Genomic DNA, 12,450 nt, shown 5'->3' with positions numbered 1-12,450 from the left:
GAAACCGTGATTTTGGATCAAAGGTAATTACCAAATGCTTAGATAAGCTATTGATTTATCCACAACCTTGCCAGCATTCCTGCCTTGCTGGTGTAGCCTGTTGTAATGGTTTTGATTTCACCGTTTCTGATGATGAAAATAGACGGCGTCACGCTGACATTCCAGGCTCTGCTGACAGAGCCCTGCGGATCATTAATGACAGAAAAGTGCAAATCTTTAGCATTAAGGTATCGCGCTACTCTCTCATTGTTGCCCGAGGCCAGGGCCACGCTAACGACCTGATACTCTTCTGACAAATCACTCACCGCAGGGCTGACCCAGTGACAGACCCGGCACCAGCTGGCCCAGAAATAAAGCAGGACGGGCTTTTCCTCAGACAGTGTGTAAAGGTCGACTGCTTCTCCGTTTATGGGGATTGCACGCAGCTCTGGAGCCTTGCCTGAAGGCATATCTTTTTGCAGATAGACGTTGTATGCCGTCATGACTGCAACACCGATTAGCAGCGTGAAGAAGGCTTCCCGAATAAACTTGCCAAGACGTATGCTCATTGAAATCCTTTCTAAGTCAGAGCTTTCTGAATCAGGCTCACTGCTTCAGCAGGCAGAGCCAGTGCAAGGGCTTCCCGGTGAGCCTGTTCTGACATTTTGACCCAGGTCTTCTGGACAATTCGAATAACTTTATCCTCCGGGTGCTTCCCGGCAAAGTTCAGAAAGTCGGTTTCAATAAATACCAGACAGGCGCAGTCTTCAAGGGTCTGTGCTTCGGCATTGCGTTTGATGCCAAGTTTGCGAATGATACTTTCGGTCTGCTTGCAACTCTCTTCACTGTAACCATTCTCCTGCATGATCGCTATTGCTTTTCGGGCGTGCAGCTTGCCCAGTTCGGTTCGCCATTTAAGGTATCCGGGGCGATCCATCGGGAATTCTGAGCGCGGAATTTCCCAACGGCAGAGATGCTGGCTGCGAACAGCAATCTGCAATTCTTCAGAAGCATCCGGGCTTAACTTATGGAGCCATGCAGACATATTCTCTGCATAGATCAGTTCTTTGGCTTTACCTTCGAAGGTTTCAGGGTCTTGTTCATGCAGCTTGTCGATCGCTGCGAGAGTATGTTGAATACGGCTCATGGACTTTTATGTTTTTGTGGGTGGATTTCTATCAGGATAGATGGCGTTGCTATCGTGAGAATTCTCATATTCAGGCAGCTCTTTCTGCTTCAGACAGATCGGTCAGAGTGCTGTATTGTTGCCGGGCATAAACCAGTGGCAATGAGCCCCGGTTCAGGCGAACTTCGCGAACATGGCCAATACAAATATGATGGGTACCGGACTTATTGATTTCCTGCAGTTCACAGACGACGCTGGCCAAAGCTTCATCCAGCATGGGTGCTCCGTATTGAGACGTTGTCCAGTCTCCTGCTTCCAGGAATCGCTGCTCGCCTCTGGCACCTGAACTGCCGGCAAATACATCAGATACATTTTGCTGGTCTGCGCTCAGAACATTGATACAGAAATAACCGCTGGCTCTGATTTCTGCCAGTGTCTGTACGTCTTCATGGATACAAGCCAGCATGGAAGCCGGTTCCATGGATAAAGAGCATACGGCTGTGGCCGTAAGACCGTTTCTTGATCCGTCATGTTGTGAAGTAATGACGTTGACGGAGGCTGCCAGTTCCTGCATGGCCTGTTTAAAGTCCGAAACCAGAGACTGATCACTCATAAACTGCACTCACGATTGCTAAGGAATTGAAAATAGCTACTTATGCGAAATTGGGTACTATGATACCAATCAAACAGAAGTGCCGATAGAGAGGGAGAGACCTGCTGATTTCCAACAGGTCGAGAGGCCATTAACTCCGGAGAAGGTCATTCGTTGCGAAAAAAGTCGTTGAGCCTGGTAGCCAGCATCATATTGCCTTCAGTGCGAACCTTGCCAGCCATGAAGGCCTGCATGCCATCCAGTTTACCGGTCATGATACCGACAAAAGATTCAGTGTCTGTGATTAAGGTGACACTGGGGTCATTACTGGCGCCCTTGACCACACGACAAGTGCCGTCATTGATGGTGATGTGATAGCTATCCCCGTCCGTAATATCAAACTGAAAAATCAGTTTTTGCCCTACTGCGGCAATGGCATCAAAACGGTTGGGCATTTCATCAAAGATTTCTTGCACCGTGGCCATTGTTATAACTCCATGAGTATTTTTTCTGTTATATCCTGAGGCTCTTGAGTGGGTCAGGCTTTTATGTATTGTGCAATATTCGCAGATCATATCCGATTTTTATGAAAAACTCTCCTGGATATTGCCTTATTGACAGACACCAACCCATGGTAAAGGTTTTTCATAACTTTTAGACAGGGCTATGCTTCAGTCAATCCGCAAGGCTTCTGAATCACGGCTTTTTTATGGATTATGTACTGGCACTGTCTGGCTGTTATGCGACAATTGTTCGCTAAAATCTTTTGTCGCTACGGCCTGTGTGTCTCGGGAGGTCCTATGGTTTCTGAAATTTTTAATCCGGAACATTGGCAGGAAGTGGATGGCTTTGAATTTGAAGACATTACTTATCACAGAGCCAGACATCAGGGAACCGTGAGAATTGCTTTTAACCGGCCCGAGTGTCGAAATGCTTTTCGACCCCAGACAGTGGATGAACTGTTCCGGGCGCTCGAACATGCGAGAACCTCCAGCAATATAGGCGTTGTGATTCTGACGGGCAACGGTCCATCCCCGAAAGATGGAGGTTGGGCTTTCTGCTCCGGAGGCGACCAGCGTATGCGTGGCAAAGACGGCTACAAGTATGAGGGAATACCTCAGGATGCGCAGGATCATGCCCGTCTGGGGCGTTTGCACATTCTTGAAGTGCAGCGACTGATCCGGTTTATGCCCAAGGTGGTGATGGCGGTAGTGCCCGGGTGGGCCGCAGGAGGTGGACACAGCCTGCATGTTGTCTGCGACCTGACACTGGCTTCGGCAGAACACGCCGTTTTCAAACAGACTGATCTGGATGTAGCCAGCTTTGATTCGGGGTATGGCTCAGCCTATCTGGCCAAAATGGTCGGACAAAAACGGGCCCGCGAAATCTTTTTCCTGGGATTGGATTACTCCGCTCAGGAGGCCTTTGAAATGGGTATGGTCAATAAAGTAGTGCCTCACGCAACGCTGGAAGAAGTGGCCCTGCAATGGGCAGGCACGATCGGCGAGAAATCACCAACAGCTGTTCGCATGATGAAATTTGGCTTAAACATGACTGATGATGGTATGGTTGGCCAGCAGTTGTTTGCCGGCGAAGCGACCCGGCTGGCCTATGGCACGGAAGAAGCCAGGGAAGGACGTGATGCTTTTCTGGAAAAGAGATCCAGGGACTTTTCTCGTTTTCCTTACCATTATTAAGGATGGGTCGAGGCGTTGGTCTATAGTTTCTCTGGCTCCCATGCTTTTAACTCTCTGGACCCAAGCGTGGGAACCCATACCTTACCACAGATTTTAGAGCCCGGATTTCAGGGGGTATACATTCCCTTGCGGAGCTTGGGAAAGAATAATTGGGTCGAGATACGGGTCTCAATTTACAGAGACTGACTGCGGTTAATGTTCAAATTAGTGAACTCAGGAAAATAAGAAAACAACTCTCAAAGGTGATGAATTTGTCTGAAAATAATGTAGTGCTTGAGCAAAATGGTTCGGTCTTGATTGTGACCATGAACAGGCCGGAAAAAAAGAATGCCCTGACCAGTGCTATGTATGCCGATATGGCCAAAGCACTGGCCGATGCAGATAAGAATGATGCTGTTCGTGTTGTTCTGATTCAGGGATACACCGATGCCTTTACGGCAGGCAATGATCTGGGTGACTTTCTGAAACAGGGTCTGGGTCTCGACTCCCCTGTAATGACGTTCCTTCGTCAACTGGTTGCTTTGGAAAAGCCCTTGGTGGCAGCGGTCAGCGGTGTCGCTGTCGGTGTTGGTGTTACGATGCTGTTGCACAGCGACCTGGTTTATATTGCTAAAAACGCCAAGCTGAGATTACCGTTTGTCAACCTGGCCCTGGTCCCGGAGGCGGCTTCCAGCCTTCTGCTGCCTCAGGTGATGGGGCATCAGCGTGCCGCAGAACTGCTTATGCTGGGGGACTTTTTTGATGCAGAAACGGCCCGGGATTACGGTATAGCCAACGAAGCGGTTGATACTGATCATATCTTTGAACATGCCCTGGCCAGGGCTGAAGAGTTGGCCGCCAAGCCAAAAGAAGCACTGAGATACACCAAAAAACTGCTTAAACAGTCCTACCGCAGTGATGTCGAGAAAAGACTGACCGATGAAGGCGCTCTTTTTGCTGAACGACTTCAGTCGGACGAGGCTCGCGAGATTATGGGTGCCTTTATGGGGAAAGCCTGATAGTCAGGAGTTATCTGTCATCCGGTGCGAATAATGTAATCAAACCAATCCGAAGGGTCTGGCACGTCTTCTTCGGATGCGACAGGTTTTCCTTTTACTGAAAAACCAGCCTTGTGAACTGAATCCGGATCACCCGAAATCAAAGGGTGCCATTCAGGTAGATCATAGCCCTCATGCAATAACCGATATGCACAGCTGTCGGGCAGCCATGGGAGATGTTCCTGCATGGTTCCGGGGGTGAGCATAATACAGTCGGGCACAAACTTGCGGCGATGTTTGTAGTTTTGACATCGACCCGTTGTGAGATCCAGTAATTTACAGGAAACCGCGACGGCATGAATCTCGCCGGTGTTGTCATCAATGAGTTTGTTCAGACAACAGCGCCCGCAGCCGTCACAAAGAGACTCCCATTCATTACGGGTCATGGCTTTCAGGCTTTTGGTGCGCCAGAAAGGTTCTTGGGCTGGTGAAGACATAGGCTGGAAATCGGCTGGTATGAGAGTGTGAAACTTACCGCAAATCTTCGACTTAAGATATAGGTGGCTTCACACTCTATCCTGTTTTGGCTAATGGGTCGGAGACAAGAGTCCGGTCCACTGCCACCAGGTCATTGAGAAGAGTACAAAGGTCAACAGACTGGCCAGAGTCAGCAGCAAACCGATCCGGGCAAATGTTTTTGCCTGGAAGGTGCCTGTTGAATAGGCCACCATGTTCTGGGGTGAGTTCACCGGCAGAATCATACCAAAGCTCACGGCAAACAGTTGTATGAGCACCAGCCCCATGGCGTTATGTATCATGCTGTCTGGCAGGGTGTCGGCAAAAGCCAGGAATACCGGCAGCAATGCTACGGTCAGGCTCATTGCCGAGGCAAAGCCCAAATGCATGACCACAGTAAACAATGTCATCACGAACACCAGCAGGGCCAACGACATGGTGTGAATTTCCATGGATGAAAAACAGCGTTCTGCCAGCCAGGCAGCAGCGCCTGTACTCACCAGTTGCTGACCGAGACTGATGCTGACGCCAAACATGACGATGACGCCCCAGGGAATGCGTTTCTCAATATCTTTCCAGCTCTCAAAGACCCCAATTCCGGGCAGCAGCAGACAAACGGACATCAATAACATGGTGGCTGGAACAGTAATGTGGTGAAACGTGCCCTCGGTCACCCAGAGGCTGATCAGGAGAACGGTAAAAAGTGCCAGCTTTTTCTGTTGGGAGGTCCAGGGGTCGGAAGAGGTGTCCAGGCATTGGCCGATGTCGTCTTTCAAAGCGTGTCCCTTGACCTCCATTTTCAAAATAAAATACAGGATTACCGTCATCAGGGCCGACCAGGGACCGGCATGGATCAACCATTGAATCCAGGTCATGGTGAAGCCCGTGTGTTCATGCATCAACTCAAGGCCCGCCACATTGTGGCCGGTGGCTGTCATGACACCAACGTTCCATATTGTGCTGACCTGGGCGGCCCCCATAATCAATACCGCCGCCAGACGGCTTTTGGGGTCCAGACCCAGTGTCGCGATCACCCCTGCCAGAATAGGAACCTGAACGGCCGTACGCCCAGTGGGTGAAGGAATCATAAACGAAAACACCACGCCGACCAGAAGGCAGCCAGCAATAATAGCGCCGGGGCTGGGGCGAATGCGTGACAGAATGGTCAGGGCGATACGTTTGTCCAGCTCTGTGGACTGCATTGCGGCAGCCATGATCAGTGCACCGGCTATAACAATGATGCTGGGCGATGAAAAGCCTTTCATCGCCAGTCCCAGTGCTTTACTGGTACCCAGGACTGCACCGGTTTCACTGCTGGGGACAATGCCTGTCAGGAGGGTAACCAGTGCAGCAATAAGCAGGGCACTGATAGGGTAAGCCAAAGCTTCTGTTACCCAGAGAATGACCGCCAAAACCAGAATGCCCAGCATAATCTGGCCATAAGCGGTCAAACCTTCAAGAGGCAAAGAGATCACCAGAAGGAGTGCACAGAACGACAGGGGAACAGCCAGTCTTGCAGTCCATTGTTTCAATGCTGTAGTGTTTTCCAGATGGCTGGACATGATACAACCTCATTCAATTATTAGTGTTCGTAGGAGAGGAACCTTAAAGTCTAATAAAGGATGAAGTTCTTGCAGGATTAATCGTCTTCAAAAACGAATTTTTGCAGTAATAAGTACTTTTGTGCCATATCTTCTGCGTCTTCCAGCAGGTTTTCAGCGTCCTTAAGATGACCCTCCGGGCTGTAGTGCTCCGACAGTTTTTCAGTCAACGCCTGACACTGGAAGATATGTTCTCTGGCCGAGGTCTGGTTAGCTTCGGGAGACATTGGGTTTTTGACGGCTGCAGGGCCAATGGCCGTTATGGTGAGCACGCTGTTATCAGCCTCAAGGGTCTCAACGGCGGGATCAAGAGCTGTCTTTTCCGGTGCAAAAGTAGACAGGGAATCCAGTCTCAGGTGTTCCGGTTGGATGCCCCGTTCAGGCAATTCTGTATGCACCACCGTTTCAAACCAGGCCGCCAGAATCTGCTGACGAATGGCTGCTGCCTCTTGGGTAGTTGCGTCATTGTGTTGCAGGTAGGCATCGGCAATTTCAAGAAACTGGCACAGTTGGGCAGGTAGCTCCATGTCAATCTGGATGACGTGCCGGTTTTCAGTGTGAAAGATTTTCAACGGTACAGGTTCATTCTTAAGTGAGAGGCAGAGCTTTTCCAATTCGCCAGTGATTGTATATTGGCTGTTGTTGTCGAAATCTTCCTTCCTTTCGATCAGGTTGAGCTGGATTCTGTTGAGCATGTTCTCTCTGATACCGGGAAGGACAGGCGCCATATGACCCAGTCTCTCCTGCATGTTTTTGGCCAAAGACCGGCTGAATGACGAGTCGGTGACCGTCGTGTAGAAAGGGCTCCTTAGGGCAGTTTCATTGAGAGCGGAAGCCAGGGGCAATGAAAATGCACACCGACAGGCTAAACGCTTTGGCGGCCTGGCTTGCCCGTCAGTCCCGGCCTTATGGGCTTTATCATCGACGGTTTCTGTTGCCAGATATTCGGCGCTGGGCGCGTCAGGCTCTGCCCGGGCATTGATCAGGAGGTCCACAGGGACTTTGTTCCTGTGGCTGCCCTGTTCGCTCTGATGTTCCAGATGAACAAGATGTTTTGTATTTTGCTGATCAGGCGCTTCAATATCGACGACCCGGGCATTGGCGACCATTTTAAGGGGCGACGCATCAGGCCCGGCCATCTCAAGGACCTGGTTCCAGAGAGCCTGATGCAGGGTGCCCGCTGAAATTTCTCCAAAACCGTCCGGGTGCAGCAGACCTGAGCTGCTGTCAGTGTTTTGTGGAGAATGGTGTTCAGGGTCTGGCAGGCTTGTAAACAGCAGGTCAAACTGTGCACCGAGATGAAAGCGTAATGCTTCCATCCATTGTGGGTCGAGCCGGACTGTCTCGTTGGCAGCAAAGACGGGTTCCGGGTTCAATAACAGGGTAACATTGGCGCCAGCTTCAACCTGTGTCAACGCCGCCAGCAGTCCATGGATGCCGGAACCATCAATGATAACTTGTGGATGGTATTCCGCCTGCTGATGTTTATCCAGAATCCAGCCAGTAAGAGTGGCGTTAATGGCCGGGCTGTCCAGACTGGCAAGATCATAAAGTTTCGATAACGTTTGCCTGGAATAGCTGTCTGGCCAGTTACGTCCGTCCAGCAGCAGGGAGTCTCCCCACTTTTTTCCCAGCCGCTGCGCTATTTCCAGTTTCTGCTTTTTGGCTGCGATAATGGCCTGTAATTCTTCCCCGGTGAGTGTTATTTCATCTTCGATTTTCTTTCTGATTTCAGCAGGATCAACCTCTTCCAGCTGGTCAACCAACTGAGCAAAGGACTCGTGCTCGGTGCTGTAGGTTAATAATTCGTTCTCTAGCTGTGCCCTGACATCCACCAGCTTTGCCCTGGCTTCCAGGGGGTGGTCACTTTCATCGGGATCTTCGATTTCAAAGCCCAGCTCTTCCATTAATTCGTCGGTATCTTTAACCTGCTCGAGAAACTCCAGCTGAAATGCATCGATTCTTTTAGCCGGATCGCCGTTGGGGTAGGGCAGTTTTCGAAAACCGAGTTGATTGATATCCCTGACCAGATGCTGGGTAAGGCTGAAACGCATGGGGCTGCTGATTTGACTGATCTCATCCGTGCATTCAGTGAACGCTTCGGGCGACAAGTCGGCTTTCAGCATGCGAACCGCCTGCCACATTTGTTCGGTTTGTCGTTTTCTGTATTGATTAGACAGACCGGCAGCGGCAAAGCTTTGCTCCAGCTGCGCTTTTAATTCATCCGAGTCGTCGGATGTGTGTTCTTCGAGAAACACACAGGTGTAGTACAACCAAAGAAACTGATCTGCGTCGGCAAGATTGATTGCAGGCAGCTTTGTCTCCAGCTCTTTTCGAGCCTCTTCGAGCATAAGCCGGGGCACTTTCGGAAAAATCACCGGGCGTTCAAGCGAATCCATTGGGACCAGAGTGATAGGTCTTGATATTGGGGAAACCGGGGCCTCAGGCGGGTCTTCCGGCACTTCCACCGGTGTCGGTATGTAGGGGATGCCGCCGTTGATGGGCGAAGAGTCTGTGGTTTCTGACGGCTGCTGAAGCACAGGCGTTGCTTCGAAGTCTATCGATGTTGATTCACCGGGCTGTTGGGCCTCTTCAGCGGGTGGAGTAACAATAATGGTCGGTGGCGTAAAGGGAATAGCAGGGATTTCCGGAGGTGTCCTTTTTTTAACCTCTCTGGCAGGGCCACTGCATTTCATGGCATCGGGAAACCGGTGCCTCTTCGGGTTGCCGGACACCTCTCTGATCCGTCCTTTGAAGTTCATGGCATCCACCAGTTTGACTTTTCTTTTTGGCAGAGGTTTGCTGGTAACGGGTTCTTTTTTTCGGTCAGGGCGTAACATCAGTGCTGCGTTTTCTTCTATTACTTTGGCTTCCCTTTCCGAAAAAAAGACGTATCGACCGGCTTTGGCGCCTTCGAAGACCTGTTTTCGCAGAGATAAGCTAGTCTCAGGCTTGCGAATAACGTCGATGATCATTTCCCTGAGCGTTCTTTCAGCCTCTCTGTTTCTCCGGTGTAACAGTTTCCAGGGGCCTTGCTTCAGAAACTCTTTTGGGGAGGTCTCTACAACTGGTCGGCCATCCCTGTCCATAGCGACACGACAGGCCCGCCCTTCCTGAGTAGCCTGGTCGATGAGCCCCAGATGATGGCTTATGTGTTCTTCTATGCTGGGCATGTCAGTCTCTGATGCTTCCCTGATTGACCGGGAAAGACTTTTTTCGCTCCCGGGAGTCTGCAGGATGGAATCCATCAATTTAATTAGCGGCACGGAATCGGGTCGGTAAAGAGCAGATTTAAACGACCAGTCATTTTTGGTTACTGGTTAGGTACTTATGCAACTTTTCAGCCTTAACCTCTACAGGACAGACTGGTAGAATCCTCAACCCGTTCATCTGACAAAACGTTTTATGGTCAGGGTGCCTGAATATGACCCAAACTATCGGACTGGTGCTGGCGGGTGGCCAGTCTTCCCGAATGGGGCAGGACAAGGCTCGTCTGCTCTGGCAGAACATTCCGCTGTTTCAACATATGCAAAATCTGCTGTATGAGTCGGGTATCGATAAAGTACTGCTCAGTGGTAACCAGTTTGGCAGCAGGGCGCTGGTGGATAAAATACCTGGCCGGGGGCCTCTTGGCGGTGTTCATGCGGCCATTGACATTCTATCCGATGGTGTGAACCTTTTAGTGGTACCGGTGGATATGCCTCTATTGCCACCGGAAGCCTGCAGGAAGCTGGTATTATCTGCAGCTGAGCTGGGCAGGGCGGTTATCTTTGAAACCTTTTCCCTGCCACTTATTCTGCCTGTCGACAGCCAGCTACGAAGTGCCGTCAATAGTGCGCTGAGCAGTCAGGATCACAAAGACTATTCACTTGGACGGCTGTTTGATCGTCTGCAGGGTGTGGCTGTCCCGCTTCCTGCCCCAATGGCAGTGCATTTCCAGAACACCAACACCCCCGATGAGTGGCATCGTGCCCTGAAAGCCATGAGCGGGGAAAGCTTGAGAAATGATTAACGGTATTAACGGAGACATGATGGCTCATAAGCAAGCAACTGAATTAGTACCCCTGAATATTGCGGTTCTGACTGTTTCTGATACCCGCACAGAGGAAACAGATACCTCCGGCCAACTGTTGGTGGATCATCTGACTGCCACCGGTCATAAATTGGCTGACAAAGCCATTGTCAAAGACGATATCTACAAGATTCGTGAAGTCGTATCCCGCTGGATCGCCTCAGACCATGTTCAGGTCGTTCTGGTGACCGGCGGCACAGGTTTTTCGGGCCGTGACAGTACACCGGAAGCCTTACTCCCCATTTTTGACAAAGAGGTAGACGGTTATGGCGAGCTGTTCCGGCAACTCTCCTATGAGCAGGTGGGCACCTCCACCATTCAGTCGAGAACCGTTGCCGGCCTGGCCAATAGCACCATCATTTTTGTGATGCCGGGTTCTAACAACGCCTGCAAGACTGCCTGGGAAGGTATTATCAGAGAGCAGTTGGACCGTCGTCACCGCCCCTGCAACTTTGTCGAGCAACTCAAAAAGGTTGAAGGCTGATGTCGCTCACCCATACCAACGACGAGGGCAAGGCCAGCATGGTGGACGTGGGTGACAAAAATGTCACCCGGCGTGAAGCCAGGGCAGAAGGTTTCGTGGTGATGAAGCCGGAAACGCTGGCACTGGTAGCCGACAATGGTCTCAAGAAAGGCGATGTTCTGGCGGTAGCACGCATTGCCGGTATTCAGGCTGCCAAACAGTGTGGCAACCTGATCCCTCTGTGTCATCCGTTAATGCTTAACTTCATTGGCGTAGAATTTGAACTTGAGCCAGAGCAAAACCGCATACGTATTGAGACCTGCTGTCGCCTGAGCGGTAAAACCGGTGTTGAAATGGAAGCACTGGCAGCAGCTTCAATGGCGGCTTTGACAATCTACGACATGTGCAAGGCGGTGGATAAGGATATGTGCATTGAAGGTGTGCGGGTGCTTGAGAAAAGCGGTGGCAAGGGCGGCCACTACAAAGCAGGGTAGATGGCTGTGGCAACATAGGAAGCTGCCACTGGTTTTGCGGTTTTTAGTTAACGGGTTGTCGTTGCCGGATTAATAATTCCAGTTGTTCAAAGCGTTCAGTGAACTTGGCATCCATCTGCTCCATGCGTTCGGCGAACTTTGAATCCATCTGGTCCATGCGTTCGGTGAATTTTGAGTCCATCTGGTCCATGCGTTTTGTGAATTTTGAGTCCATCTGGTCCATGCGCTTGGTGAATTTTGAGTCCATATGATCCATACGTTCATTGAGCTCAGTGTTCATTTGATTAATTGTTTTATCCGTTTGATCCATACGCTCGGTGAATCTGGCGTCCATCTCATCAAAGCGTTTGTCGGTTCTCATAAAGCCGGCATGGGTTGCAGCGGTTAAGGCATTGACATGTTCCTTAACCGACCCAACATCATTTTTAACATCAGCAATGTCGTTGATAACGTCTGCGACATCAAGCTTTAATCCGGTGATATCACTCTGATTGGTCAGAGCGATATTTTTGATTTCTGCACAGACCTTTGCGAGGCTATGCACGTCGGCGTCCAGGTTTTTATGTTGTATTTCCAGTATGTCGAGTCTGGCTTCGATGGGTGACATAAATACAGCCTTGTTTTAGTAGAACGTTATTGAGTAGAACTCTCAAAGTAGCAGACTTTTTCCAGAGGAGAGTAAATCCGGTGATTAAGGTTCTTTTTTTTGCCAGCTACCGGGAAAAGCTGGGTACAGACAGACTGGAGCTGGCAGAGATTCCAGAGAATCTTTCTGCACTCCGAAGTCTGCTCTCTGCAAAGGGGCAAGACTGGCAGGAAGTCGTCAATGACTCACGCACTCTGGTGGCTTTGAACCAGACCATGACCCGCAAGGATTTTGAAATAAAAGAAGGCGACGAAATTGCTTTCTTTCCCCCCGTCACCGGAGGGTGA

General features: G+C 50.4%; 14 protein-coding genes. 6 read left to right on the top strand and 8 right to left on the bottom strand.

The genetic code is table 11. From position 1 onward, the window contains the following. Window positions 1-47 precede the first annotated feature (47 nt). From ACOMHB_RS06570 to ACOMHB_RS06555, 4 genes are all read right to left on the bottom strand, one after another. On the bottom strand, window positions 48-548 hold the full coding sequence (locus ACOMHB_RS06570) for a protein disulfide oxidoreductase (protein ID WP_422132536.1): 501 nt from the start codon (window positions 546-548) through the stop codon (window positions 48-50). 11 nt (window positions 549-559) lie between these two features. Then, window positions 560-1,126, bottom strand: coding sequence for a DUF4202 domain-containing protein (locus ACOMHB_RS06565; RefSeq protein ID WP_448215974.1), 567 nt, complete (start codon window positions 1,124-1,126; stop codon window positions 560-562). 70 nt (window positions 1,127-1,196) lie between these two features. Then, entirely contained in the window at window positions 1,197-1,718 is a 522-nt protein-coding gene (locus tag ACOMHB_RS06560) for a flavin reductase family protein (protein WP_422137223.1), read from the bottom strand. Window positions 1,719-1,864: 146 nt separating this feature from the next. Further along, window positions 1,865-2,272: an SCP2 sterol-binding domain-containing protein gene (locus ACOMHB_RS06555; protein ID WP_448215973.1), complete on the bottom strand. Its 408-nt coding sequence runs from the start codon at window positions 2,270-2,272 to the stop codon at window positions 1,865-1,867. Between the two features lie 225 nt (window positions 2,273-2,497). Here ACOMHB_RS06555 and ACOMHB_RS06550 point away from each other — a divergent pair, with 225 nt between their 5' ends. Next, the gene (locus ACOMHB_RS06550; protein WP_448215972.1) at window positions 2,498-3,394 is read left to right on the top strand and encodes a 1,4-dihydroxy-2-naphthoyl-CoA synthase; all 897 of its coding nucleotides are present in this window, start codon (window positions 2,498-2,500) and stop codon (window positions 3,392-3,394) included. A 251-nt stretch (window positions 3,395-3,645) separates the two neighbouring features. Next, window positions 3,646-4,392, top strand: coding sequence for an enoyl-CoA hydratase-related protein (locus tag ACOMHB_RS06545; RefSeq protein WP_422137226.1), 747 nt, complete (start codon window positions 3,646-3,648; stop codon window positions 4,390-4,392). A gap of 17 nt (window positions 4,393-4,409) precedes the next feature. Here ACOMHB_RS06545 and ACOMHB_RS06540 read toward each other — a convergent pair whose 3' ends face one another. From ACOMHB_RS06540 to ACOMHB_RS06530, 3 genes are all read right to left on the bottom strand, one after another. Beyond that, window positions 4,410-4,868 (bottom strand): YcgN family cysteine cluster protein, encoded by a 459-nt coding sequence (locus ACOMHB_RS06540; protein WP_448215971.1) that lies wholly within the window; start codon window positions 4,866-4,868, stop codon window positions 4,410-4,412. Window positions 4,869-4,958: 90 nt separating this feature from the next. Continuing rightward, window positions 4,959-6,449, bottom strand: a complete 1,491-nt coding sequence (locus tag ACOMHB_RS06535) for an SLC13 family permease (protein ID WP_422132543.1) — start codon at window positions 6,447-6,449, stop codon at window positions 4,959-4,961. A gap of 77 nt (window positions 6,450-6,526) precedes the next feature. Next, a complete protein-coding gene (locus ACOMHB_RS06530; protein WP_448215970.1) occupies window positions 6,527-9,736 on the bottom strand; it encodes a hypothetical protein in 3,210 nt (1,069 codons plus the stop codon). A 176-nt stretch (window positions 9,737-9,912) separates the two neighbouring features. Between ACOMHB_RS06530 and mobA the strand changes: the two genes are divergently transcribed. From mobA to moaC, 3 genes are read left to right on the top strand one after another with little or no spacing between them, the layout of a single operon-like run. Beyond that, the gene (gene mobA, locus ACOMHB_RS06525; protein WP_448215969.1) at window positions 9,913-10,500 is read left to right on the top strand and encodes a molybdenum cofactor guanylyltransferase; all 588 of its coding nucleotides are present in this window, start codon (window positions 9,913-9,915) and stop codon (window positions 10,498-10,500) included. 19 nt (window positions 10,501-10,519) lie between these two features. Further along, on the top strand, window positions 10,520-11,044 hold the full coding sequence (gene moaB / locus ACOMHB_RS06520) for a molybdenum cofactor biosynthesis protein B (RefSeq protein ID WP_448218611.1): 525 nt from the start codon (window positions 10,520-10,522) through the stop codon (window positions 11,042-11,044). Further along, window positions 11,041-11,517: a cyclic pyranopterin monophosphate synthase MoaC gene (gene moaC, locus ACOMHB_RS06515; protein WP_448218610.1), complete on the top strand. Its 477-nt coding sequence runs from the start codon at window positions 11,041-11,043 to the stop codon at window positions 11,515-11,517. Before moaB ends, moaC begins: the two co-directional genes overlap by 4 nt. 43 nt (window positions 11,518-11,560) lie before the next feature. Here moaC and ACOMHB_RS06510 read toward each other — a convergent pair whose 3' ends face one another. After that, window positions 11,561-12,124, bottom strand: coding sequence for an MYG1 family protein (locus ACOMHB_RS06510; RefSeq protein WP_448215968.1), 564 nt, complete (start codon window positions 12,122-12,124; stop codon window positions 11,561-11,563). An 80-nt stretch (window positions 12,125-12,204) separates the two neighbouring features. On the opposite strand from ACOMHB_RS06510, the gene moaD reads away from it, so the two are divergent. Next, complete coding sequence (gene moaD / locus ACOMHB_RS06505; protein WP_422132547.1) at window positions 12,205-12,450, top strand: molybdopterin converting factor subunit 1; 246 nt, start codon at window positions 12,205-12,207, stop codon at window positions 12,448-12,450.

Source organism: Endozoicomonas sp. 2B-B (genome assembly GCF_053470045.1).
Note: the sequence above shows the minus strand (reverse complement) of the source record. Positions and strands in the feature narration are given on the sequence as shown.